22 protein-coding genes and 1 pseudogene are annotated in these 26,082 nt (G+C 40.5%); 11 read left to right on the forward strand and 12 right to left on the reverse strand.

The features are described 5' to 3' along the window. Positions 1–183 precede the first annotated feature (183 nt). From H6G77_RS21765 to H6G77_RS21790, 6 genes are all read left to right on the forward strand, one after another. A complete protein-coding gene (locus H6G77_RS21765; RefSeq protein ID WP_162491113.1) occupies positions 184–282 on the forward strand; it encodes a DNA topoisomerase I in 99 nt (32 codons plus the stop codon). A gap of 24 nt (positions 283–306) precedes the next feature. Further along, the gene (gene aroQ, locus H6G77_RS21770; RefSeq protein WP_190588925.1) at positions 307–759 is read left to right on the forward strand and encodes a type II 3-dehydroquinate dehydratase; all 453 of its coding nucleotides are present in this window, start codon (positions 307–309) and stop codon (positions 757–759) included. Between the two features lie 322 nt (positions 760–1,081). After that, the gene (locus tag H6G77_RS21775) at positions 1,082–2,008 is read left to right on the forward strand and encodes an ADP-ribosylglycohydrolase family protein (protein WP_190588781.1); all 927 of its coding nucleotides are present in this window, start codon (positions 1,082–1,084) and stop codon (positions 2,006–2,008) included. Between the two features lie 68 nt (positions 2,009–2,076). Beyond that, complete coding sequence (locus tag H6G77_RS21780) at positions 2,077–4,539, forward strand: HD family phosphohydrolase (RefSeq protein ID WP_190872716.1); 2,463 nt, start codon at positions 2,077–2,079, stop codon at positions 4,537–4,539. Positions 4,540–4,578: 39 nt separating this feature from the next. After that, positions 4,579–5,154: a Uma2 family endonuclease gene (locus H6G77_RS21785; protein WP_190872717.1), complete on the forward strand. Its 576-nt coding sequence runs from the start codon at positions 4,579–4,581 to the stop codon at positions 5,152–5,154. Between the two features lie 51 nt (positions 5,155–5,205). Next, positions 5,206–6,063, forward strand: coding sequence for a hypothetical protein (locus H6G77_RS21790; protein ID WP_242049280.1), 858 nt, complete (start codon positions 5,206–5,208; stop codon positions 6,061–6,063). 152 nt (positions 6,064–6,215) lie between these two features. Here the strand turns inward: H6G77_RS21790 and H6G77_RS21795 are convergent, their stop codons facing one another. The 3 genes from H6G77_RS21795 to H6G77_RS21805 all read right to left on the reverse strand — a co-directional run bounded on the left by H6G77_RS21795 (position 6,216) and on the right by H6G77_RS21805 (position 9,286). After that, positions 6,216–7,451, reverse strand: coding sequence for a DUF445 family protein (locus H6G77_RS21795; RefSeq protein WP_190588927.1), 1,236 nt, complete (start codon positions 7,449–7,451; stop codon positions 6,216–6,218). Positions 7,452–7,557: 106 nt separating this feature from the next. Further along, on the reverse strand, positions 7,558–8,256 hold the full coding sequence (gene ubiE, locus H6G77_RS21800; protein ID WP_190872718.1) for a bifunctional demethylmenaquinone methyltransferase/2-methoxy-6-polyprenyl-1,4-benzoquinol methylase UbiE: 699 nt from the start codon (positions 8,254–8,256) through the stop codon (positions 7,558–7,560). Between the two features lie 73 nt (positions 8,257–8,329). Beyond that, complete coding sequence (locus tag H6G77_RS21805; protein WP_190588785.1) at positions 8,330–9,286, reverse strand: response regulator; 957 nt, start codon at positions 9,284–9,286, stop codon at positions 8,330–8,332. Between the two features lie 242 nt (positions 9,287–9,528). On the opposite strand from H6G77_RS21805, the gene H6G77_RS21810 reads away from it, so the two are divergent. Then, on the forward strand, positions 9,529–10,620 hold the full coding sequence (locus H6G77_RS21810; RefSeq protein ID WP_190872719.1) for a RuBisCO accumulation factor 1: 1,092 nt from the start codon (positions 9,529–9,531) through the stop codon (positions 10,618–10,620). A 19-nt stretch (positions 10,621–10,639) separates the two neighbouring features. Here H6G77_RS21810 and H6G77_RS21815 read toward each other — a convergent pair whose 3' ends face one another. The 3 genes from H6G77_RS21815 to H6G77_RS21825 form a co-directional block, all read right to left on the reverse strand. Next, positions 10,640–11,095, reverse strand: a complete 456-nt coding sequence (locus H6G77_RS21815; protein WP_190673070.1) for an HNH endonuclease — start codon at positions 11,093–11,095, stop codon at positions 10,640–10,642. Between the two features lie 12 nt (positions 11,096–11,107). Further along, positions 11,108–11,356, reverse strand: coding sequence for a hypothetical protein (locus tag H6G77_RS21820; RefSeq protein ID WP_396019795.1), 249 nt, complete (start codon positions 11,354–11,356; stop codon positions 11,108–11,110). 107 nt (positions 11,357–11,463) lie between these two features. Beyond that, positions 11,464–13,203: a glycosyltransferase family 39 protein gene (locus H6G77_RS21825; protein ID WP_242049281.1), complete on the reverse strand. Its 1,740-nt coding sequence runs from the start codon at positions 13,201–13,203 to the stop codon at positions 11,464–11,466. Positions 13,204–13,463: 260 nt separating this feature from the next. On the opposite strand from H6G77_RS21825, the gene H6G77_RS21830 reads away from it, so the two are divergent. From H6G77_RS21830 to H6G77_RS21840, 3 genes are all read left to right on the forward strand, one after another. Beyond that, a complete protein-coding gene (locus H6G77_RS21830) occupies positions 13,464–15,959 on the forward strand; it encodes an ATP-dependent helicase (RefSeq protein WP_190872720.1) in 2,496 nt (831 codons plus the stop codon). A 30-nt stretch (positions 15,960–15,989) separates the two neighbouring features. Then, positions 15,990–16,334, forward strand: coding sequence for a hypothetical protein (locus H6G77_RS21835; protein ID WP_190872721.1), 345 nt, complete (start codon positions 15,990–15,992; stop codon positions 16,332–16,334). Between the two features lie 165 nt (positions 16,335–16,499). Next, the gene (locus tag H6G77_RS21840; protein WP_190588791.1) at positions 16,500–16,778 is read left to right on the forward strand and encodes a hypothetical protein; all 279 of its coding nucleotides are present in this window, start codon (positions 16,500–16,502) and stop codon (positions 16,776–16,778) included. Positions 16,779–16,916: 138 nt separating this feature from the next. On the opposite strand, the gene H6G77_RS21845 is transcribed toward H6G77_RS21840, so the two are convergent. The 3 genes from H6G77_RS21845 to H6G77_RS21855 form a co-directional block, all read right to left on the reverse strand. Next, positions 16,917–18,410, reverse strand: coding sequence for a hypothetical protein (locus H6G77_RS21845; protein WP_190588792.1), 1,494 nt, complete (start codon positions 18,408–18,410; stop codon positions 16,917–16,919). 80 nt (positions 18,411–18,490) lie between these two features. Further along, entirely contained in the window at positions 18,491–19,252 is a 762-nt protein-coding gene (locus tag H6G77_RS21850; protein WP_190872722.1) for a TIGR03943 family putative permease subunit, read from the reverse strand. Positions 19,253–19,376: 124 nt separating this feature from the next. Continuing rightward, positions 19,377–20,423 carry a permease gene (locus tag H6G77_RS21855; protein WP_190588794.1) on the reverse strand — a complete coding sequence of 349 codons (1,047 nt, stop codon included), beginning with the start codon at positions 20,421–20,423 and terminating at the stop codon, positions 19,377–19,379. An 834-nt stretch (positions 20,424–21,257) separates the two neighbouring features. Here H6G77_RS21855 and H6G77_RS21860 point away from each other — a divergent pair. Further along, positions 21,258–22,616, forward strand: coding sequence for a sensor histidine kinase (locus H6G77_RS21860; protein ID WP_190588795.1), 1,359 nt, complete (start codon positions 21,258–21,260; stop codon positions 22,614–22,616). Positions 22,617–22,703: 87 nt separating this feature from the next. Here the strand turns inward: H6G77_RS21860 and H6G77_RS35830 are convergent, their stop codons facing one another. The 3 genes and pseudogenes from H6G77_RS35830 to H6G77_RS21870 all read right to left on the reverse strand — a co-directional run bounded on the left by H6G77_RS35830 (position 22,704) and on the right by H6G77_RS21870 (position 26,007). Next, complete coding sequence (locus tag H6G77_RS35830) at positions 22,704–23,243, reverse strand: DUF2808 domain-containing protein (RefSeq protein WP_396019796.1); 540 nt, start codon at positions 23,241–23,243, stop codon at positions 22,704–22,706. A 51-nt stretch (positions 23,244–23,294) separates the two neighbouring features. Continuing rightward, a pseudogene (locus H6G77_RS35835) lies at positions 23,295–24,071 on the reverse strand (caspase domain-containing protein); the annotation flags it as partial. Positions 24,072–24,513: 442 nt separating this feature from the next. Further along, positions 24,514–26,007: a glycosyl hydrolase family 57 gene (locus H6G77_RS21870; protein WP_190872724.1), complete on the reverse strand. Its 1,494-nt coding sequence runs from the start codon at positions 26,005–26,007 to the stop codon at positions 24,514–24,516. Positions 26,008–26,082: the final 75 nt, after the last annotated feature.

Consider the following 26,082-nt stretch of genomic DNA (forward strand, 5'->3'; position numbering starts at 1 on the left):
AATCACAACTCGCAACTTTTAAAATGGCTAACCCAGAATCAGAAATTCGGGAATCAGCCAAGTTAGCAGCAAAACGTGTAATAATAAGCCAATTTCCGCGTAGCTGTTAATTAAAGTAGTTAGTAATTCAGGAGCGGTCAGTTCATGGACTATATAGAAAAGGTACTGGAAAGGCTGAAAGAAATGGCTCGCAAGCTAATTGAAGCCCTGCTGGGGCCAGAAGCTGAACCGGAACCGGAACTGATTCCGATTCCAGTCAATGAACGCTCCCGTCGTCGTTAAATCTGAAGGGACTGACAATTGCAGGTGCAACCTTTAAGCATTTTGGTACTGCATGGGCCAAACCTAAATTTGCTGGGACAGCGAGAGCCGGGGATTTATGGTGCTGTAACTTTGGCTGAAATTAACCGTTTATTGCAAGAACAAGCGGCAAAGATGCAAGCAAGTGTGTTTGCCATGCAGTCTAATCATGAAGGCGCTTTGGTAGATGCGATTCATGAAGCTTTAGGTAAACACCAGGGGATTTTAATTAATGCTGGGGCGTATACACACACTAGTGTGGCACTAAGAGATGCGATCGCAGCAGTTAATTTACCAGCAGTTGAAGTACACCTCAGCAATATTTACCGTCGAGAAGATTTTCGCCATCATTCTTACATCGCGCCTGTAGTGATTGGTCAAATTAGTGGTTTTGGCGCACAAAGTTATTTTTTAGGCTTACAGGCTTTAGTGCATCATTTACGAAAGGATGAAGTTTAGCAAGGTATACACATATTTTGAACCAAACGACTGAAGTCGCGGCTACACAGACAAAACCCGCCTGCGCGGGTTCAAAAATCTTGATTTTAAGTTAGTCCGCGCAGGCGGACTTGGTTTTTATAGCCGCGAATTCCATTCGTCAGGGCTGGGTACAAGATATGTGTATAAAGTACTCATACCAGTTCCATAAAAGGCTGCATATTGCCTTCGCTGGCAAATTATATGCTTCTTCATATCGATTTGGTATAACTTATGCTGCGACTGCTATAAATTGTTAAGGCTGAAATTTCAGGCTTAACACTTTACACTTCATACTTGAGATATGCGCTATTCACTGTTCAGCCGCTTTAGAGGTACTATACTCGGAGCGTTATTAGGTGCAAATTTAGCTAAGTCGGGAGACAAATCACCTCAAGCTGTCTCAGATATTGGCAAATTAATGCTACTGGGTACCGAAAGTTTGGTGAAGCTAGGCAAATTAGATTTGGATGACTGGAAACAGCGTCAGCAAGAAGAATTGCCTAGTTTTTATCTTAATAATCATGCCACTTCTGAAATTATTTTAGCCGCCTTACCAGTGGCACTTTTTTTTCATGACAATTTGCTGAAGTTAAGAAATAATTTACTACACACGTACCAACTTTGGGGAGAAGATCCAGTGGTACGGGATGGAATATTAGCAGTAGGCTACGCGATCGCTTTATCTTTAACCGAAAAATTAGATCCGCAAACTCTTATAGCTCAAATTATTAGTTTTATTGGCGACACACCAACATCATTACCAAAACAATTATTACAAGTTAATGATTTGTTATCTAAACATGCTGGGTTAGAAACAGCTAAAGCAGAGTTAAATACCAAAGACAAAACTAGCAGTGCGATCGCATTGGCATTTTATTGCTTTCTCAGTACACCAGAAGACTTTCGCTTAACAGTTTTACGCGCAAATCGATTGTTACCTTCCCCGATAATAGGTGCGATCGCAGGTGGTTTATCGGGAACCTTCAATAGCACAGCCGGAATTCCTACACAGTGGCGAGTTTTATATTTATCAACCGATAACTCTACTGGGATACTGGTCAATTATCCACAGATGTTAGAATTAACCGATGCACTTTTAGCTGTGTGGTCAGGAGTATATAACCTGTCCCTACATCCCAAACCATTGACTTTAGACGGATGTGTGATGCTGGACAAACAAAATTTTGTTTCTGTATTTGCTGCACCGCGCGTCATTCGCTCACGTTAATTAAGCCTTGATCAATATAACTACTTACATAAAATTAAATTTATAAACGCCCAACGGTACCCAGAACAATGACAAAATCGTTCAAAACTCAGACTGGAATGATCGCAGTCGGTTTAGGCTGGGTACATGAAAAACGTTCTTCTGTGGTATTTGCGATCGCAGTTGTTTCGTTAACCGGGGTACTGGGTCATAAGCTATACAACCAACCCCAACTGCAAGCAGGAACCTACGCACCACAAACTTTTAAAGCACCTTACGCTACCAGCATTGAAGATAAAAAACAAACTGAAGCTCAACGGAAAGAGGTTAGTAACAGTTCTATACAAGTCTTAAGGGTTGATGACAAGATTACCAACAAGATTAACCAAGAACTACAACAAATTCTCGACCAAGGTAATGAACTTCGTTCTGTTGCTGGGCCGTTTCCTTTTTTTGACACCGCAGTTTTATCTTTACCTACCCAACAATATCTCCGTGCTTGTTCTGACTCAGAATGGAAAGCACTATTAGTTACTGTCGAAAACAAGAGTAAACAAAAATTAGAACTCTCGCTAGGATTTCCCCAAAAACCTCGCTCTCCTAAATATCTTCCCTTATTTCCATCTGCCACAGGTTCATCTACCGAGCATAACCAGCCTATAACGATCATCCCAATACCATCTCAGTCGCCCCAACCGAGCAACATTACCCAAAACAAAGACTTTCAAATAGCTGTAGGAGAATTAGAAGCTTATCGAATCACCACCTCAGCCCAAAATTTAGCTTCTTTGGTGCAGCAGATATCTCAAATCCGCCAAGCTTATATCCAAGCCAAGTCACAATTTTTACAACTAGATACAACTAACCCAGGGATAATTTATCAAGAAACAGTCATCTTAGATTTATCAGATGATGATTGGTCAAACACTTACACACAAATCAGCCAAATTGCCGATCGCATTTTGACCCAGGGCATTCCCGAAGGACTGCCAGATAAAATTTTACAAAATGCAGTCAGTACTCATGTGCAGTATGTTGTGCCGAAAGATGCGGAAGCTTTAGCATCTAAGTTGTTGTTGGCAGTTTTAGAACCCAACTTAAAAAAAGATGAAGAAAAAACGCAACTCAAGGCGAAACAAGCCGCAGAAGGAGTTTCACCCGTCTTAGTTCCGGTGCGCCAAGGTCAGATAATTGTCAACAAAGGGCAGAAAATTACTGAGTGGCAATTTGATGTTTTAGAAAAGTATAAATTAATTCGTCGGGAAAATAATTGGCTAGGACTGGCGAAGGTCGCCACGATGGTGACAGGCGCAATTGGGATTTTTGTTTGGGTAGAAAGGCGCAAGAAGTATCGATTACGCCAACGCGATCGCCTGTTAATATTACTCCTAACTTTGAGTACCCCTGGTGTGATCGCAATGGGAATATTTCATACTAGCTGGAGTGCCGTTGGTTTACTACTAGGCAGTTTTTATGGACAGACTTTAGGTGCAACAGTCATAGGGTTATTGTTGCTAGTTATACCCTCAAGTGTGGAAGTTAGTAAAGTTGCCTTGGTAGCTGGTGCAACTGGAGGAATATTAGGTAGTTACATTGCTCAAAAATTGCGATCGCGGGAAGAATTAGCATTATTAGGTGTAGCGATTGCAGCGACCCAAGGTAGTGTTTATCTCATTGTGAGTTTATTGATAGGTACAGCATTTAGTACAGGCTGGTATATGGTATTTCAAGCAGCCGGACTGTTTGCTTTATCAGGTTTAGCTTGGAGTATCATCGCCTTGGGCGTGAGTCCTTATTTAGAAAAATTATTTGATTTAGTTACACCAATTCGGTTAGCAGAACTAGCAAATCCTAACCGTCCCTTATTAAAAAAACTGGCTACAGAAACCCCCGGAACTTTTCAACACACTTTATTTGTCGCCACCTTAGCAGAAGCGGCGGCGAAAAAATTAGGTTGTAATGTCGAATTAGTCAGGGCTGGGACTTTATACCACGATATTGGTAAGATGCACGATCCTTTAGGTTTTATTGAAAACCAAATGGGGGGGGCGAATAAACACGAAACAGAAATTCAAGACCCTTGGAAAAGTGCCGAAATTATTAAAAAGCACGTTAGTGAAGGGTTAGTCATGGCGCGTAAACATTCTTTACCCACGGCAATTCAAGCATTTATTCCCGAACACCAAGGTACAATGCTGATTGCTTATTTTTACCATCAAGCACAGCAGCAAGCCCAAGCCGACCCCAGCATCAAATTAGACGAAGCTGATTTCCGCTACGATGGCCCCATTCCCCAATCACGGGAAACGGGAATTGTGATGTTAGCAGATGCTTGTGAAGCCGCCTTGCGATCGCTCAAAGAAGTCACACCCGAACAAGCTTTAACTACACTCAATAATATTTTGCGTGCCAGATGGCAAGATAATCAACTGCAAGAATCTGGACTAACGCGGGATGAAATGAAGCAAATTGCTGAAATTTTTGTTGAAGTTTGGCAGCAATTTCACCACAAGCGTATTGCTTATCCGAAGTTAAAGGTTAGTAATAAGTAGTCAATGCTAGGCTACATATATCAAGATTGAGGAACAAATATGACTGCTTTGATTCTTGACCTCAGCCCCGTCATTGAGTTAACGGATGAGCAGTTTTTTCAAATTTGTCAAAATCATCGAGACTTACGTTTTGAGCGAACAGCGCAAGGGGAAATCATTGTTATGCCGCCTACGGGATGGGAAAGTGGAAATCGTAATAGTCGTTTAAGTCAACGATTGAATAATTGGGCAGATATTGATGGTACTGGCTTAGTTTTTGATTCTTCCACGGGATTCATTCTTCCTAATGGTGCAACGCGATCGACTGATGCGGCTTGGGTAAAAAAAGAAAGAATCGCAGCTTTAAATCCTGATCCTGCCAAGTTTTTACCTATGGCTCCTGATTTTGTGATAGAGTTGCGCTCTGCTACAGATAGCCTAGAAAGATTGCAACTTAAAATGCGGGAGTACATGGATAACGGTGTGCGTCTAGGCTGGCTAATTGATCCGCAAAATCAACGAGTAGAAATTTATCGACAAGGAAAAGAAGTTGAAATTTTACAATCTCCTAGTAGCTTGAGTGGAGAGGATGTTTTACCAGGGTTTATTTTGGATTTAGCACAAATTTTGAGTTAGGCGATCGCTTCAGGCTGTAAATGTTACAAACTTGCTTTTCTAGGGAATCCTATGTTTGGAAAAGCTGTTTGTCATGGTAGTCAAATTATGAAATTTACAGGCAAAATTAGGAGTATCAATATCATAGAAGGTAAAGCACCTTATGGATATATAATTCCTAATATCAAAATATCAGGGCATGAAGGTGACATACTCTTCTTTGGAAATAAGGTAATTGATACAAGTATTGAAGATTTGAAAATTGGTGATCTAGTTCAATTTAATACTAATGAGTGGAGAAAAAAGAATGGCTCGATAGAAACAGTGGCTGTAGAAGTTTGCCGATTGCAAGAAAATATGCAAACACCAAAGCCTAGACCTCAAGTTAAAAAAGAAAATTCTGATGATGTCAAAGGTATTAAAGATAAAATCAGTTCATGTTTAGGTAATAGTTTGTCAATTTCAGATGCAGGAGAGTTTGAGGATTATGTATTTATGATTCTTCGACTACTGGGCATCCATAATTTATATCAATATGACAAAAAAAATCAAGCTGGTAGAGCAGATGGTTTTTTTATTATTGGAAGTTTAGTAGTTATGTATGACTGCACGCTCAGACAAACTTTTGAAGATTATAAAAAAGAGCAAATTGAGAATTATGTTAATAAATTAAAAAATTCTCAAATAACAATTGATGTTCGATTAACTGATGGTGGTTCCAAGAAAAAAACGCTACAAATCCAAGGTAAAAATCGTCAAGTATGGATAGTCACTCAAATTCAAAGTAGAGAGTTATATGACGTTGATGGAATTAGGGTTAAAGAAGTTTCCATCAAAGATATTCTGAAAATTTTTACTAAAAAACTATATTCAGATACATTTGAAGAAGAAGACTTATCTTCATATCTTGCCGTAATCGATAAATCTTAATTTAACTAATAATATCAGTTTAATATGAATCTGTACCCTATAAATTTTGTAGAGACGTTGTATACAACGTCTCTACGTTGAATGTGAAGCTCTAGAGCCTTGGCGGTTCGCCTCTTAAGATTCTGTGCATTTTCATACAGAATTAGTATGATTTACTGCTGACTCAAGATTAAAAATGCTGTTTGGCATAACCCGACAATAAAACCCAAAACTCCACCTAAAGTTACGATAGCCTGTAATTCATTTTTGACAATTCCTTCGATAGCTGCTTCTAAATCAGCCGGAGAAGTTGACTTGACACGGTCAATAATTACTTGGTCGATGGACAAAATTGGAATGACTTGCGCCACAATAGCTTCTAAATCTTTTTCTAAATAACGTTCTAAAATCAAAGCTAATTCTAAGCTGACCACTTCTAAAGAAGAATTGACCACAGGTGAAGCACTCAAGCGATTCAGCAATAATGTAGCGATATTTTCCCAATTTACAGAATCAGTGAATCCTTGTAGTAAGTCGCCGCCAGTACTTTGAATATATTGGCGGACTGTTTCGCGGGTGGTTTTGCGTAACTGTCTGACTGTACCAATGGGTAAGTTTTGTAATGATAAATTTTGCAGGATTTTTTTCAGGCGATCGCGCACTTGCAAATCTTGGGTTAATTCTTGCAACCGCGCATTTGTGGCTTCTTTTTCATCCAAACAAAAAGTTCTCAGTCTGGTAAGAGTATTTCGTAAGCCGAACAAATTAGCGACTACCCAATAAGTACCACTAGTTTTTTCTCGAAAGCTTTCATCGATAATTTGAATTGTGCGATCGGTTAAAAAATCAACTATCGCCTGACGCAACACATCAGGAGGTAAAACCGTCTGCAATAACCAATCAGCTAATCTTGTAGCTTGCTCATCAGTCAATTGCAAATCTAGCAGGACTTGATCAAAAATTTGATTGATTTGCGCTTCTAAAAAGTCTTCTCTTCTGGCTAAGACTTTTAACAAGCGCGGTAGCGATTCGCCTAGCAAATCACGCAAAATTCCGGCGACTATTTTAGCACTTTTTTGGTCTTTATCTGCTTTAATTTGTTCAATTGCTAACCGTAACAACCACAGAATTGCCCCTTGGACTCGTTCTGTTTGCAACAAGCGCCGCGCCAGATTTTGTAATTCTTCTGGCGTGAGCAGCGAACCCATAATGGTATTAGAAATATTTGTAGCCAAACGCTCCTGGTTGCGAGGAATCAAACCGGGAGTAAAAGGCACTCGTCGTCCACCAATATAAATTGCTCGGTAGGGACGAAATAACATTTTGATGGCTATATCGTTTGTGAAATAGCCAATTACCCCACCTAATATCGGGGGAGATACATAAAGCCAAAGATGAGACCAATCCACAGGATTTTGGACTTGCCAATTTTGAACTTGGAAATTTAGACTCGGATATTGATTTCTCAAAGACTTCTGCTTCTTTGCCAGCAGCGCCAATCAAAAACCTCAAATCTCAAATCTCAGATTTACCAACTACCAACACTCCCATCATACCGTTCACAATGGGGTAATGTGTAACCGATGCAAAACCAGCTTGCTGGGCTAGTTCTTTTTGTTCATCTCCTCTAGGGAAACGATCTAAGCTGGGACTGATGTAGGCATACTGTTCTTTTAAGCCCAGACTCTCAGCCATTGGTACAACCATAGAATTTAAGTACCATTGTTGAAACGCTCTTAATTGCTGGTTGTTTGGGCGATGAAAATCTAAAATTGCCGCCTTTCCACCGGGCTTGAGAACGCGGTGAATTTCTCTCAGGCTTTGGGGAATGTCTGTAACATTTCTTAATCCATATCCCATTGTCGCTGCATCAAATTGGTTGTTCGCAAAAGGCAAATTGAGAACATCAGCTTCTACCCAAGTGATGGCGGGTTGGGGGTATTGTTGTTGAGAGCGTTCTTGAGCAGTGGCGAGTAGGTTGGGTGAAAAATCCACACCATAGACATTTCCTGTATTACCTACACGCCGTGCTAAACGCAACGCTAAATCACCACTCCCGCAACACAAATCAATACAGGTGTCTCCAGGTTTAGCGCCACTCCATTTAATCGCCATTTCTTTCCATATCCGGTGTTGTCCCAAACTCAACCAATTATTTAGCTGGTCATACACGGGAGCAATACTGTCAAAAATGGCACGAACTTCTTCATTCATTGGTGATTAGTCATGGGTCGTTAGTCATTAGTCATTAGTCAATGACCAATGACAAAGGACAAATGACTAATAACTACAGAGTTCCTTGATAGCAGCGACTACTAGTCAGAGCGATCGCTACTAGTTGAGCTGATAAATTAATCAGGTTCAGTTCATCTTCTCGCAAAGAGCAAGGTTGTTGCCATTGGAGTGACAACACACCTAACATATCATTCCGGTAGGTAATTGGGATAACTAAATGTGCTTGCACACCAGTTTCTTGATAGTGGGATACAGCAGCGAGTTTAGGATCTTTAGCAACATTTAAGGCGACTTGGACTTTGCCAGTGGCGATCGCTTCATTTACCAAGGGGTCTTTGTCTAGCCAGTTGAGAGTAGTACCAGCACGGCTATGAGAACCAGAAACGCCTGCTAATTGATTTCCCTCTACTAACTGCAAAATACAGCCATCAGTAGCAAAACTATCACTAAAGGCTGTAGCAATGGGTTTGAGAATTGATTCTAAATTTTCTGCGGCTTGGGTAACTTGCACTAACACAGACAATAACGCCATTTGAGCATTAGCGCGGCGTAATTCTTCTGTGCGTTGCTTTAACAAATCATAGGTTTCTGCGGCTCTTTGGACGACTGCTTTGAGTTCGCCAGGGTCCCAAGGCTTGGTGATATATTTATAGACTTGTCCAGCGTTGATGGCTTCTACTAGGTCTTCAATATCAGTAAAGCCCGTCAGAATAATCCTAACTGTATCGGGAAACTGCGGCACAGTTTTGCTCAGAAACTCTGTACCCTTCATTTCTGGCATTCTTTGGTCAGAGATAATGACTGCCACTTCTCCTTCTGCTGCCAAAACTTCTAGGGCATTGATACCGCTATCAGCTTTTAAAACGTGAAAGTCGCGCCGAAAAGTCCGATAGAGTAAATCCAGATTATCTGGCTCATCATCCACTACTAATATTTTGAGTTTTTTTGCTCTTTCTAGAGTAGCTGTTTGCCGACGACTTGTATTTAATTCCTGCGTGGGATTATCCATGAGATAATTCCTGTAAATAATTTACTATAGTGTTATATTCCACACCAAGCTTAGTTGATAGATGGTGCGTAAGCCTTGCGTGAAGGTACTGATCAGTTCTAATCCAGAACTTGCGTGTACTATTGATAACCTATAATTTTGTTTGGTGCTAGAGTGAGAGATAGTCCGCTATTAAAGATTAGAATAAGACTTGCCGATCAGGTATCGGTAGTTTTATTTAGTTCAAGTTGCTCCTGCCAATTATGACTGACTTACCACTCAACGCCCCAAACCCTGACACCTCTGGAAATGACAACGCCCAGGAGTTACTGCGTCAGCTCAGGCAAAAGCAAGGTAATTGGGTAGAATGGGGAATTGCGATCGCCACTCTGCAAAAGTCTGGCTATAATCAGCAAGAAATTTTTGAAGCAACTGGATTTGAGCCAATTCAACAAAATCAAGTTGTGGTTGGCGCTCAAGTTTATAATTCTATAGAAAAAGTCGGGGCATCAGAAGCGGCGCGATCGCACTACAGTACAAGAGGTAGTGATGTTTTATATGAATTACGCTTACTCTCCCAAGAAGAACGAGCAGCAGCAGCAGAATTAGCCTTTATACATAAACTGGATGTTGATGGGGCGAGAGAAATAGCCAAGGCTATTAAAGATTATTCTTGGTTACGCAATTTACCCGAAGGATTTTCATCTGATGCGGGGGATGCGGTGGCTTACCAAGCTTGGAAATTAGCCAGACAAAATTCTGATTTGACAGAGCGATCGCGTTTAATAGCTAAAGGATTGCGTTTTGCTCACACAGATTCCGCAAGAACGCAACTAGAACAACTGTTGGTAGATTTTACCCGTGTTCCCAAGCGTCCGGTTCCCTTGCTGCCATTTTACCGCTTTGACTCTGAAGATGAACTACCACGGATTTTAGCGGTGGCGGGAAAATTACCTTTAACGCCCCAAGATTTGCAAGCTGTACCTTTAATTACCGCTAGTGAACCATTCCAAATAGTCAAGTTTGCTGGCGAACAAGCATGGGTTCCCTTACCGGGTTGGCAAGCCTTGTTAAATGCCGAAGATCCAGTAGTGATATTAGCAGATAGCGATCGCCTCCCCAATCAAGCCCAAACACAAAACAGACGAGAAGAAGTACTCTTAGTTGTTGACCGCGCTCAAAGACAATGGGATAACTCTAGCTATTTTGTGATTGATAATAACGGAACTTTAGATATTCAATGGTTAGAAACAGAACCAGAAATTTCTATCTTGGGTAAATTAATTGTTATTGTGCGTCCAAAGAAAATTTTGGATGAGGAAGTAACTAAAGAACCTTGGTTAATTGATGAATAGTTTATTAGTTAAAAACTTCTTATGACTCCTCGCTTTGAATTGGGTCGTTTTCTGGTGGATGCCTGCCAATTTCTCTATCAGCAGCACGAATATTAATTATTCTTTCTCGATTAAATGCTAATGCTGCTACTGTGGCGCATCCTATAGGTGTCAAACCAATAAGATATAGTGTATCTTTTGACCAAATAAAGTGTTCTGTCCAATTATCAGTGCGAGGATTAAATAAAGGAATTTCTGATGACGTATTTTCATCAAATACTTTGATTTTATCAGATTTCTTGCGATTGCAATGAAAACAAGCCAAAGCTAAATTATCAATTGAGTTAGCACCACCTTTTGCTAGAGGAATTACATGGTCTACTGTGAAAGAAACATACTGCCATTTTTCAGAAGCATGACAATATTCACATAGAAATTTAGCTCTTTCTCTCACTTGAGTTTGAATAGCTTCACTGATATAACGATTAGTAGACAAATATCTATTCCCTTATATTTGATTAATGGATATATTTCTGATAAGTCGATTAATCAAACTTAAATAATCATCTAACTCTTCATACTCAGTTAATTCTTGTTCCTCTTTGTTAGTAAGTGGAACTTCTTTTTGTTTAGCTAGTAATTCTTCAATTCTCTTCTGAACTAAAATAGAAGCCCGAAATATTGGTACTCCTTCCACTAACTCTATGCGAACAGCCCCCTCTAATGGCAAACTGTCTGGTAAGTGTGATAATTTCATAGGAAAGTTTATCGTCATATTAATCTGCTCATATACTGCTTGAAACAAGTAAAAGCATCACTGATTAGCAGTCAAAGTGCAGGTAAGGACATTTAAAAAATGGTTATTCAGTACATAGTAAGACTTTTAACTTCTGCCTTCTGCCTCCGGTTGGTGAGCGAACTTGTACTGAGCGCAGCCGAAGTAGCCGAACCACTTCCTCCTACTATACAACGATAAAGTTGATAAGGAATGCCTATCCGATAATGTTGTGTCGGGTCGATATTACAAATTATTTGTTCATTAGATAACTTAACTTGTGGTTGATAATCCCGTCTTCGTAAACCAGGGGCGACTATCCATAAGTTTAGCTGAGATACATCTTTTACAGAGAATTGTGCAAGCTTTTGCCAAAAAGGAATTACAGGCGAGTTTTGATTAATAAAGGCAAAGTGATCTGATTTATCTGCATTTCTTAATGGTTCTAAAGCTAAAGCAAAACTTAAACCCAATGCTACATCTTGATAACTACCATATCCAGTAACTAGCATTGTGGGAATAGTTGGATCTAAATTCATATTTTGAGCTACCTTGTCCGGTAGAAAAGGCTTTTGGAAAGCGAAGTTAAAAATTACAAAAATACAGCTAATAATACTAATAGTTAAGAAAATAAAAATTGATTTTTGACTTTTCCTGGTGTAATTAATCCCGGCTGCTAATAAAGCACAAAAGCTTGGGTAATAAACAAAGTGATATCGTGGAACTACAGAAATATCTTTTTGGGAAATGTAAATAATAATGAAAAATTCTAAAACTACACCAATAGTAAAAGTTAACAGAGTAATAGTTGAGATATTATTTTTATTATTGGATAATAAAAAATCTAATCCTTGAAAAACTTTTATTACTGCCCAAATAGAAAACGATACCATGATTAAAACACTAATAATTGCCACTGGTAGAGGTTGCTTTTCTACAGGGAAATTAATGAGCATCAAAACCCAGTTAATTAAAGTTTGATATAAGGGGGAAATGTAGCTAGGGGTTGGCAACCAATTGGTTTCTGTACGCTGGGCATGATTGAAAATAACAAATAACCAAGGAAGAAAACTGATGCCAATAGTAGTCAGAGAAAGCAATAAAAATAGCCAGATTTTTTTGATAATTGCAATATGAAGTTGATATCGATAAGCTATAAATATTAAAGTAGCAATTTCTGAAATCAACGCAAGAACGAAAAAATAGTGGACATAAAAACCAAGAATATTCACAACTGTCCAAGATAGCCAAACCCAAAACCGCAAACGCGATCGCTCAAATATATCGCGCTGAATCTGGATCAATCCGAGTAACGACAAAGTAATCAGCAACATTGGTGCAGTATAGTGTCTCGCCTCTTGGGAAAGGTAGACAGCAAAGGGGGAAGTCGCCATCACCAAAGCAGCGATAATTCCCGATGACTGGGAAAAAGCAATGCGATTTAAGCAATATATCGCCGGGATAATGGCGACACCTAATAAAGCAGGTAGCGATCGCAATTTAGTTACCCACTCTGTTCCTAAAGGAGTCATCCAGCTTAACCAGCGATACATCGCACAAAAAAATAAAGGTGGGTGGGTAGACTGTGTATCAACATTAGTAGCGATTTGTGAACAACTAACGCCAGGATGAAAGGTGAAAATTTCCTGGACACGTTCTAAAGGAAATAAAACATCTAAAGGCAAATCATGATAATTTTTACCTAAACTAAAGATGGCTGTAATCACTTCATCCATCCACAAAGGTTTTAAATCTAAATGCCAAAAGCGCAAAATTGCACCCAGAGCGATCGCCCCAACTAAACCGAGATAATGTCTACTATTAGTCATTTGTTATTTATCATTGGTCATTGGTTAAAAGTAGGAAGCAGGAGGCTAAATAACGCTGTGTGCAACTTTATCTCAAACCTAACCCCCAATCCCTTCCCTACAAGGGAAGGGGAGCAAGAATCAAAGCTTATCTCCTCGCAGGGAAGAAGTTTGGAGAAGGGTTTAAAAATAAGTTGCAAATTGTGTTAAATAATCAAATTTCAGACTTCATAATTCACACTTCAGACTTCATACTTTTCCCCTCAGCCTCAGATTGTGATATGTCAGATACCAACTTTACTGCTACTGTGCCTTTAGAATCTGCTCCATCGGAATTATCTCAGTCATCGCCGCAGGTTTTGTCTTTGCGCGAAAAAATATTGGCGATTCGTAACGGCTTACGCCAAGGACAACAACAGATGGCTGATTGGGAATCAGGGCCATTAGCGGTTTCTGCGGTTCCGGGTGCGGGGAAATCGACGGGGATGGCGGCGGCGGCGGCGATCGCAATTGCGCGTCAGTATGAACGTTTGGCGCGATCGCGTTCTTCGGTTCACCGTCAGTTGGTAGTTGTGACCTTTACTCGTTCTGCGGCTGCCAATATTAAAGCGAAAATTCGGAAATATTTACGTGACGATTTATCTTTGCCGCAAACAGGTTTTGCTGTTTACACATTACATGGTTTGGCGCTGAATATAGCCAGTCGTTATCCTAATTTATCGGGGTTGGAATTAGAAAATCTGACATTAATTACCCCTAGTCAAAGCCATCGCTTAATTCGCACAGCAGTTGAACAATGGATTAATAATAATGCTGAAATATACTTCCGGTTACTAGAAGGACAACAATTTGACGGTGAAGAAACAGAAAGGTTGCGTCGTCAATCTGTATTGCGAACTGAAGTTTTACCAGACTTAGCAACAACAGTCATTCACGAAGCCAAAAGTTCAGGAATATCGCCCGAACAACTACAAAATTGGAGTCACGAAACTTCAGATAATTACGCCATTTTAAGCATAGCGGCGGGATTATACGAACAATACCAAAACTTAATGCGATCGCGCGACTTCATTGACTACGACGACATGATTCTCGCCGCCCTGCGCGTATTAGAAAATGATAGCGCCCGTCGCATTGAACAAAACCAAGTTTTCGCTGTGTTTGAAGACGAAGCCCAAGATTCTAGCCCTTTGCAAACTCGGTTGTTAGAGATTTTGGCAAGTGATGATCAGGGGGGTGAGGGAGACAAGGGGGACAAGAGGATTTCTTTAAACTCCCAACTCCCGGTTGGTGAGCGAAGTCGAACCACCACTCCCCACTCTCGGTTGGTGAGCGAAGTCGAACCACCACTCAGCACTCAATACTCAGCACTCAACCTCGTGAGAGTTGGTGATCCTAACCAAGCAATTAACTCTACTTTTACACCAGCCGACCCAATTTATTTTCGGCAATTTTGTGAAGAGTGCGATCGCGTGGCAAAATTGGCAACGATGAATCAAGCTGGGCGCAGTACAAGAATTATTATTGCTGCGGCTAACTTTGCCCTGGAATGGGTGAATAGTTTTTATGGTGCGAAAAATCAAAAATCGCCACGTCTTCCGGCTGCTTCTCCCTTCCGCCAGCAGATAATTTACCCAGTGAGTACGAATGACCCGCAAAAAAATGCTAACCCAGCACCAGAAGGTAAAGGGTTAGAACTATACACACCGCGCGATATTCATCACACAGTTGAACTGCTGGGTAAAAGGGTAGTGGAGTTATTTGCACCAGACCCCAGTAATACCCGTGCGGCGGTGTTAGTGAGGGAAAATCGCCAAGGTCGATGGTTGGCAGAAATGTTAGCACCTGTATGTAAAGAGCATAATATTACACTTTACGATGTGGGTGAGCGCGATCGCCGTTCTCATGTACCCCAAGAAATTTTAGGATTACTGCAATTTTGCGATCGACCCCACTCCCCAGATTACCTGAAAGCTGCCTTAGAAGTACTGGTACAACGGCAATTAATTCCTACCCAAGACCTCAACGCCCTCGCTAGTTTACCAGAAGAATTTTTATACCCAGGCCCCTTAGCTGCACCCCAAGCCGAACCAGTTGAAAAAGCGGCTCATTTGTGTCGTAGCTTACTCCGCGCCCGTATGGAATTACCGCTTTATCAGTTAATTTCCTTTCTCGCTTTGGCGTTGAATTATGACCAAGCAGAATTGGCGACTGCTGACAAACTTGCAGAACGAGTCAATCAGCAAATATCTGGCGGTAGTTCAATGGGTGCAATGCTGTCAGCTTTAAGCGAAATTGTCAATTCCGAACGCTTTGAACCTGTGGAAACCGAAGACTTAGAAGCACATTACACCCGTCCGAATCAACTCACCATTATTACCATGCACAAAGCCAAAGGGTTAGATTGGGACTATGTTTTCATTCCCTTTCTGCATGAGAATTTGATTCCTGGTCGTTTTTGGGTTCCACCCCAAAGCCAGTTTTTAGGAGACTTCACCTTATCAGAAGTCGCCCGCGCCCAAATTCGCGCCGCCCTCCACGGAGAATCGGGTATACCTGATGTCAGCCAAGCTTGGGAACAAGCCAAACACTTAAAAACTGCGGAAGAATATCGTTTACTTTATGTGGCGATGACACGCGCCAAGCGTTTGTTATGGATGTCTGCGGCGCAAAAAGCACCTTTCACTTGGAGTAAACCAGAGAATTTACAAGAACAAGCGCCTTGTCCTGTGTTTCCAGCGTTAAAGCGTCAGTTTCCTGAATCAGTTGAAGTGTGATTTCTTTAAAATTTAATTCAAAATATTTGTATGGATAAAATAGAACTGAATAAAAAACTAAATAATGGGGAACAATGGGGTTTTAGAAAAGATACAAATGACCCTGAATATTTGGGCTGGATTTTAATTAATAAGCTTCCAAAACTCTCATTCACGCCTAAAAGGGAAGATTACTTAGAGGAATACTTATATTTAATCACAGTTAGAGAAGCAGAAAAAAGAGAAAAAACACCATATCATGTAATTATTAAAGAGTTACGGCGGGATGTTCACGAAAGTGGAAAATATGAAACAGGAGATGATATTCGGCAAAAAGATAACTATTATTTTTCTTGTATTGATGATGTAGAAAAGTTTATGCACGAATTAGGATAAAGCTTTGACAATATTAAACACCGAGTTGAAATAGATGCACCTTAATATTTTAGCTACAAATGTAGAACATTATCAAGATTTTGTTGGGTTTCGCTATCGCTACATCCAACCTACGTCTGTGGTTAATTTCTATTAATAAATGATGATTAAATCTTACTTTATATTATGTCTAATATAGAAGAATCAAATATTGAAAAAATTGTTTTAGAGCTTTTAGAGTTCTTCGTTTGTATTCCAGGAACAAAGCCACAGTTAACAGACAAATTAATTCATGATTTGAGGGCAGACGGAGACGATTTTATGGATTTTGTTCTAGAAATTCAAAAAAGATTGAAAATTAAAGTTCCAGTTCATGAATGGGATAAAGTGTTTAGTGTTCAAGATGTTGTTAATTTAATCACGCAATTTTACAAGCTACAACACACAGCCTACAGTAATTCCTGATATATTGTCGTGAATTTTTATCTGAGAAAAGAAAGCGCACCGGAAGATTACCAAGCAACATCAGCAACCATCAACCCGCAACATCTGTTACTTTAGTGCTGACAAACTACGAGAGACGCGAAATTTCGCGTCTCTAAATTAAGGTAGCCAACGGGGATGAAAGCCAACTAAGGGTAGCTTTTCTGGTTTAATGGTGGTCACGGCGGCATCAGCAATAGGTAATAATGGCATTAACCACAAACTGCTAGTAGCGATCGCTTCACCGTCATCTGTCTTTAAACTATTAGCAGGTGCGGGTGCGTTATCGGCCTGTGGCACTACTTGGTCAAACAATAAACCCAGCCCATCCGGTGATAAACTCATTTCTACATTTCGCTGATCAACTGGTAAAACTAATAACGGTCTTTGTTGTCCAGTTTTCAAATCGATGGCAACTAAATAAGGTTGCTCTACATATTCTGCTTGGGTGATTAACTGAGTTAACAAGCAATATAAGGTGGGTGAAGCTGGGTCAAATTGACAATCGATAATTGAACCTGTGGTTTTTACCAAAGGTTTCTGCACACCTTGATTAGTGACTAAAAATAAGTCACGGGTGTAGTCTGTATTAAATTTGACCATCGCTGCTTGAGAACCATCTTTAGAAAAGGCTTGCACTAAGCCAAATTGCGGTAAAAAATCTAAGGGTTTACTCGCATCTTTTTGTAGTGGTAGTATCGCAGCCCCTTGACCCTGGGCAACGGCTACAGCTTTGCTATCGGGAGTAATCATAAAATCGCCCCCTGGCTGGCTTTGTAGGCGCTGGGGAGCAGGTTTGGGACTGGATTTATCCCAGGTGGTTGGTAGATACCACAAGCCAAAGTCACCGGGATTATTTTTATTCCCACGTTGGACAACGATCGTTTGTCCGTCTGCTGATAAGTCAAATTTTAAGTTTTGATAATCTTTATTATCTAAAATCAAATCAACTTTCGCGGCTGGTTCTGGTTTGGTGTCCGACTCGCCAGCAATTCCGGTGGTGACGGTATATAACTGGGCAGAAAGTAAATCTTGGTTGTTGGCTGTGCGAGCCGAAAATAAGATTTTTTCACCGTTGGGAAATGGTTTAAAATCCATTACCGTCACGTCTTTGGGAGTCAGGACTTTTTTCTGCTCTTGGGTTAAGTTATAGAGAATTAATTGCCCTTGTTCTTCTGGGTTAGCACCGATGTAAATAATCACGCGATCGCGGCTGCGAAAACTGCCAACAAAAGGCTGAATAACTTTACTGTTAGTACCTTTTTGAGCAAATTTATCTTTTGCTTGTTGTAGCTGAACTTTATAGTTTGTACCGTAGGGAGCAGGTGTTAACAGTGTATAAACCATCCGCCTACCTGCCCAACTAAATTTTCCGGCTAAGGGTGGCTCAATTTTTAAGTTATCCTCAACACTTTTAGTATTCATTGGACGGCTAAAGGTGAGGCTAAAGGCAATATCATCTGCCCCAATTTGCTGATTTTGCCAAGTAAAGGTGCGGACGCGGGGAGACACAACATCACCTTGGAAGATGATAAAGCCAATCAGCAAACTCAGCAGCAGCATCAAGGCGATCGCTACACGATCTAGTGGTTGGATCAGGGTTTTGCTAGTCATTGGTCATTAGTCATTGGTTATTGGTCATTGGTCATTAGTCATTGGTTATTGGTCATTAACAAAGAACAAATGACAAATGATTAATAACTATAGGGATTTTGGGGTTGGGGAATCTTTTTGACAGAGTTCGCCACAATGGTGAGTTGGCGTTTCCCGTTGAGGTTGTCTGTAACCATTTGTCCTTCGACTTCTAACCAGGTATCAGGGTTGTATTGTTCGGGATTGGCTGGTAATTTCACGGGTAAACCGACGGGGTAAGCATCCGCCGCACAGCATGAGAGAATAAATCGGGCGAGAAATATATATTCTTTGCTTAAATCTGGAGGACGAATTACAAAGCCTTGGACTTTGGCTTTTTGTCCTGTGTATGCGTCGGGTTCGGGATAAACATTGAGAGTTCTTACCCAATCTACTAGCGATCGCTCCTCTGGACGAACCGAAGCGCGGAAGGCTTGGGGTTTAATTCGGGAAGTTCCCAGTAAATCACTCACGCCACGGTTGAGGGCTTTGTCACTGGCAAAAACTTGCGGTGTAATAATGAAACCTAAAATGGCCGCCGTTAACAGCAACGCGCCACCCCAACCAGGCGGAAATAAAGTTATATGCTGGACATTTGGCAAAATATCGCGGCGATGACGTTGCCAAAGTTCTTGCATTTTGAATAAGCCAACAATAATTAAGGCAATACCAGCTACTAACACCAAACCAAAATAATTTGGGTGAATCAGCAAATTCAGCTTGCCAGTCAGCCAGTATTTCAACATTAAAATTCCCCAAGCTGTGATGGCTATGACATCCAGCCAAGAGAGTAATAAATTCAGGCGTTGAGCTTTAGGTGTCATTGTCATTTGTCCTCTCTTACAAAGTCTGATTGGAGGTTTCTTCCAATCAGACTTTGCATTTTGTCCTTTGTCATTGGTTATCAGACGTATCCATCTTTTAACTCAGCACTCAGCACTCAGCACTTTAAAGAACGTGCAAGTTAATAAACAGCGTGAATAAAAATGTCAATTGTCCGGCTAAGGCAAAGAGGTAGAAAATTGCTCTTGGCTTGAAAATGGATAACATTAACCCAACGCTTTTAATGTCGATCATTGGCCCAAATACCAAAAATGCCAGCAAGGAACCACTACTAAATGCTGATGCAAAGGATAGGGCAAAAAAGGAATCGACTGTGGAACAAATTGAGACAACGGCTGCCAAAATTAGCATCACGATGATGGAACTAACCGGGCCAGCACCGAGGCTCAGGATTAAATCGCGGGGTGCAAAGACTTGGATAGCAGCTGCGATCGCACTACCAATTACCATAACTCCGCCCAGTTCGCGCAATTCTTGGATACTGTTATCCATCAACAGCCGGAGTTTTGCCGCCAGTGGTTTATTTGAGTTTGCTAGGGGGTCATCTGCTGTGCCATCCATCCGGTTGGGTGTACCTGCTTTCCCTCCCAAAATATATGTCCCAGATTGCAACAAAGTTGGTGTTGTTGATTCTGGGGGAAGTTGGTAACGTTTACCCCGCCGTTGGGTTTCGACTTTCGCTGGGGGATTAAACTTCATATAACGGGCGATCGCAGGTTGGACTATGGGAGTCAAGTCCTTTTGAAAACTAAACACAAAGCCAACAGTTGTGGCAATCAATAAGGAAAATACTACCCGTAAAACCACGATTTCTGGCTGATCGCGGAACGCCGTCCAAGTTGCCCAAATCACAATCGGGTTAATCGTTGGCGCTGCTAGTAAAAAACCAATCGCTACAGGTGTGGGTACGCCCTGAATCAGCAAGCGCCGCGCTACCGGCACATTGCCACACTCACACACCGGAAATAAAAAACCCACCATACTGCCAACTAAAGCCCCCAATAGGGGATTTTTGGGCATTTTTTCGACTAATTTGCGCTCATCAACAAAAAACAGCAGCAAACTAGAGAATAAAACCCCTAGAAGCAAAAACGGCATCGCTTCGACTAGCAGACTCAGAAATATCGTGAAACCATTGTTCAGTTGATTCATGGGTGTCGCAGTCAAAAGCGGTTGAAAGTTTTGAGGTTATGTCTAGTCATTTTATCGAAATGGGGATCAAAATCATGTACGGATAATTCAACATCATTGACACAACCAGACTATCTTTAATTCGTAGTCTTGCTTAAGCGCCAACTAGCGCCCGTGAGTTTTAGTATAGTCATTTTACATGAGTGCATTTACGGATGATTGTTTTGGTTGAGATTGCCTGATTTCCGAAATAGTTCTGAATTATCGGTTAACAGGCATAGGATTAGGTGACGTTTAATTACCTAATGTTTATACTTACTGTAAATTAGCTGATTAGTGTGTTATCTTCCACGCATTTTCATCAAGGATTCACAGTCTTTAAACATTTGGGGATCACTCTGAGTTGCTGATATGCGTGTTTTAACTTAATTTGGCTCAACTCAAGAGTGTCTGTGGTTGATTTCTACTACAAAAATCAGCAATCCGCAATACCAAAATGGAATAATTTTAGTAAACATTATGTATGGCGCTAATTTTCCGCAAGACTCCAAGTATTTTCACGGCCACTACTACCTAAAATCTGGCAAATTCTCATTTTTGTTATTATTAGTTAATATTTTGATGAATTAAGTTGTTTAAATTATCCTTCTGTTAATAAAATAAGAATCTAAGTCAGTTAGGACAAATAAAGCTAACGCACGAGGTTCGCTAAGTTCCTATTAGTAAGGGTTTTTGATATGTTTAACTTGCGTTACATCGTTATATTGATAGCTGCATACTTACTGAATAGACTTTAAAATCTCAGTTTTTTACCTATTAACTAGTTGTTAAAACTTATATATCTCAGGGTTGCCAGTGTCATCAGAATTAACTGCTTTAATTTCACCACCAGTTTTATCTATTGCCAGCAATAACTATCTCAGTTTAGAGTCAAATTTACAAGAATTGCCTATGTATGACTTTGCTGTAGATATTAGTTGTACATGCACTGAAGTAGCTAATTTTTTAGAAAGATACCCGCGCTTACCAGGTGTAGTTTTACAAGAACGGGGAAAATTTTTGGGGATGATTTCGCGGCGACGTGTTCTAGAATTTCTGATTCGTCCTTTTGGACAAGAGTTATTTGCTAAAGCCAACATTAACGAGCTTTACAGCTATGCACGTACAGAAATTATGCTGCTACCAGAGACGACGACGATTTTAACAGCAATGCAGCATACACTCAAGCGATCGCCTGAACTTTTTGCCGAACCGATTGTTGTCAAAACAGAAACAAATACTTACAAATTATTAGATATTCACGACTTGAGTTTAGCAGCTTGGCAAATTCGCGGCATTGAAACTCAAGTACGCTACGAACGTAGTCAAGCCCAAATGATTCAAAATGATAAAATGGCACGTTTAGGGCGTTTAGTTGACGGCGTAGCCCATGAAATTTTAGACCCCGTTGGTTTTATTTGGGGCAATTTAACTTACATCTCAAAATATAGTCAAGACTTACTCAAGCTAATAGCTGCTTACTCCGAAGATTTACCCGAAGCTTCCGCCGCCATTAACTATCTCAAAGATGAAATTGAATTTGATTTTTTAGAAGAAGATTTATCCAAAGCTTTAGCCAGCGCCCACACTGGTGCAGAAAGATTAAAAAAACTCGTCACCAGTTTACAAAATTTCTGCCATATTGATGAAATTTATCCCAAACCAGTAGACATTAACGCTTGTATAGACGGGATTATTCTTTTGTTAAAAAGCCGTTTAAAAGGTGAAATTGAAATTGTCAAGAAATATGGCAAAATTCCCCCAGTTCCTTGCTTTATGGGACAACTGCACCAAGTATTAATGAATATTTTTAGTCAGACTGTAGATGGCTTATTAGATGAAGCTGTTCGCCAACAGTTTCAACAAGCATCTTGTTCTGACATAAATCAACCCCAAATTATCATCACTACAGCCGTTATTTCTCAAGCACCAACCCACCCAAATGCCCCGGATTCTCGTTGGGTTTGTATTAGCATCGTTGATAATAGCCCCGGAATGTCAGAAGAAGCACAAAAACAAATTCTTGATTCTTTTTCAACGGAAAAACGGGCTGATGTAGAAACTAGTTTAGGCGTTAGTTACCGAATTATCACCGCAAGACATGGCGGTAAATTAGATTTTCGTTCCCAAGAAGGGGTGGGTTCGGAATTTAAAATACTTTTGCCCTTGGTGTGATTTTGGTGAAGTTCATCGACTGAGGGCAAGGTGGACAAGGGAGATAGCGTTATTTTACTTTATAAATTTTTCCTGCCTCCTGCCTTTTTAAATATGTTGATAAAACTGTAATCTACCAAAACCTAAAAATTGACTGTGAGGTTTTTCTCCAATTGGCGATGCGGTCACACCAAAGAGATAAACGCCACCTCTTTGGGGATTTTGTTGGGCTTTTAAACTAATGGTAATTTTTGTTCCAGGTGAAACTGGCGGATCAAAAGTAAAAGATATGGTTTGGGTTTTGCGATCGCTGCTAATATCTTTGAGTTGCAGTTTCTCTCTTGTTTGAGAACGTCCTCCTTTAAAGGCGACAGTTTCTTTGAGACGAAAGCGGATATATTCTGCACCTTCACGCTGGTTAATTGTAATTTGTTGGAGAGATGTCCCCGCACCTTCTGGCAAGTTAATTGTAAAGTAATAAGTTGCGCCTAAAGCTTTGGCTTGATTGTCGTCTGTTGTGACTTCTACTAAACTCGGCTGTTGAGCAAAATATGTTGTTTTGGGTGAAGTCAAAGGCTGCGGAGTCGGCGGGGTGGTGATGATTTCTTGATTGCGGGGTGATTGAGGTGTGGTAACAGAAGATGTCATATTATTTCTGTTACGATCATTTGTTGAATTAAAAGTAAAAGAACCAATTAAAGACGAAGATTCCCAAGGTGTTTGTTTGCCATTAGTTGTATTGAGAACATCAGCCCTTACTTGTTTAAACATTTGTTCCACATCTAGGTTCGGAGCCTTCATATTACGTAATAAAGCTGTAGTATAAGGGCTATTGCGTCCATCGCCATCAAAAGCAACTGTCCCTGGTGCAGTAGAATAAGCAATGAGCGTGCCTTTAACAGCTTGCGTCGGTGCTGCTAACCCACGTTGGAGCGATCGCCATTGACGAGTAAAGGGATTATTCCGACAAGCATCTAAAATAATAAAATTGACATCGTTGTTTGCATCTTCCATCACATTCAGAACTTTACCCATCGCCATCGCTTCATAACGCACATCTTGTTCCCGTTCTAGTCGCGCATTGACAGGTATTAAATAATTTTCTCCGTCTACTTGCACTCCATGTCCAGCAAAGTAAAATAACCCTACTCCGCCTTGGCGCAGTTGGCGATTAAACTTTTCAATGGCTTCTTCCATCTGTCTCAAATCTACATCTTTGAGGAGAGTGACATCAAATCCCACTTGACGTAAGGAATTAGCAATGTCTGTAGCGTCGTTGACAGGATTAACTAATGTATCGGCTGATTTGTAATTGGAATTACCAATAATGAGTGCTGTACGATGTTGGCGTTTTACTGGAATGAGATTTTGAGCGATCGCCTGATTTATCCCTATCCTTGGGTGAGCTAAACTAAACGTTAATGGCAATACTAATGCCGCAGTTCCTAACAATAGTTGCCATTTATGCCACAACATTTTTTTACTCAATATTTTTATCTAAATTTAAATTAAATTATTTGCAATAATTTTAATTCAACTTCAGTAATTATTTGAATAACATTTAATTAAATTTACAAGCCCCGACGAATGGAATTCGCGGCTATAAAAACGCAGTCCGCCTGGGCTGCGGCGATAGCAAAGCTGAACGCGGACTAATATAAAATAAAGGGTTTTGTCTGTATAGCCGTGACTTATACCATTTCACGAAATTACTGATAGAAATCGCTTCCTCTGCAACTCTGCTTCTGGTCGCCGAGCGAAGTCGAGGCGCTACTTGCATATCCGTATCATTTTTAAAGTGAAATGGTATTACTCAATATTCCTCTACAACTCTTATTCCTCTGCGCCTCGGCGGTACCCTACGGGAAGCCGCTTGCGCGTCTACGATATTACAGCACTTGTGTGTCAGCCCTAGATTTTAAAAATTTGCGTGCAGTAAAGCTTCTCCTTGTTGATAAATTGCTTTAGCATAATCTGTCCAAGTACCTTGTCCCCAATAGCGAAAACAGCTAGTTTGCAGCAATAAATTATAGAGTAATGCCTGCCGATATTGGGATTGTTTAGTAATTACACCAGACTCATCGTTGACTAAAATTTTATCTGTCTTTTCATGAAATAAACTGCTGAGTTTATTCATAGGAGATAATACATTTTCATATCCTTTTACCCAACTAATATGATTTGTCCAAGAAGCACCATCTACATGAAAGTGAGGATTACTTTGCTTTAATTCTTGGATGGCATTTTCCACAGCTTCGGGGTGATAATTATCGGATGCAACTCTTTGCCAAATGAGATGCTGTCCTACTGGCTGACAAGTTGGATAATCTTCGGGGTTACAACCTGCGGCTGTAATTAACTCTAAATATTCTGTACCGCACACTCCGACAACGCCAGATTTACCACCGCCATGATTAACCATATCCCACCAAGCTTGTTTGAAAGCACTGGGAAATTCATTCATCATCACACCGCCATTTTCCCCATCACCAATTTGACTGACTATCGGTGGTACTAATACATTATCTATTTGTTGTTTAGAGAGTGTTTTAGCTTCGTAGTATGGCTGCATTTGAGCAACTAATTTTGTATCAGAACCTTGAGTTTTAATTAAGGCTGTAATACTAATTGTTTCACCTTGAGAATTACGCGCTATTAAACGGTGTGGTAGATGTTTATATCTCAGAGATTCACCATTGATTGTTTCTACAGAATGTTCTTGGACTAATAACCAAAGATAGCCACACTCTTTGAGAGATTTGACAAATTCAAATAAAGTATCAGGGTGATTTGGTAGGTGCATTTCTGGCGGTGAAAATCCTTTGACTCTTGCCAATGCGTCCCAGCCAAAAATAGCAGCAAAATGTTGTTGCCAAGCTAAAATATGCAATTTAATATCGGGTATTGGTGTGGAAGGAACAACAGCATGACTCCACATTGTTCCTAACCATTCAACATAAGGTTGATATTTGGAATCGCAAGTAATTTTTTTGAGGTTGTCAAGGATGTCGTTGCGTCCCATCTGGCGTAATCCCCACAACAAATTGCCAGAGTAATCTAACATGACGCGGGGATTGCAACCTTGGCTGACAAGTTCGGGAATGAAATCACCCATGCGACTATAGCAATAAGCAAAAGGCGCGGCGTTGTGGTTGTCGCCTTCGTTGGGATGTTCAAACATATATTGCAGATTGCTGATCAGTCCGCCGTTGTATCCTGCGGGGATAGTTGGCTGGTGCATGTGTAAAGCGATCGCAAATACCGCATTCACATCCTCTAACCTCAGATTGGTTGAAGGTAAAAAAATAGGTTTGTTGTGGTTGACTACCGCAAGAACTTCTTTCTCCCAACCAGAAATATTTGGTAAGCCGTCAACGATTTCAGGCGGGAGAGTCGTAGGAAAGGAAATCATAAGTGTGAGGAATAAAACTTTTCATCCCTCATACTGTATCTTTATTGTTGCAGTAGGCGATCGCGTCCCAGAATC

This window comes from Aulosira sp. FACHB-615 (genome assembly GCF_014698045.1).
Taxonomy (GTDB): Bacteria; Cyanobacteriota; Cyanobacteriia; order Cyanobacteriales; family Nostocaceae; genus Nostoc_B.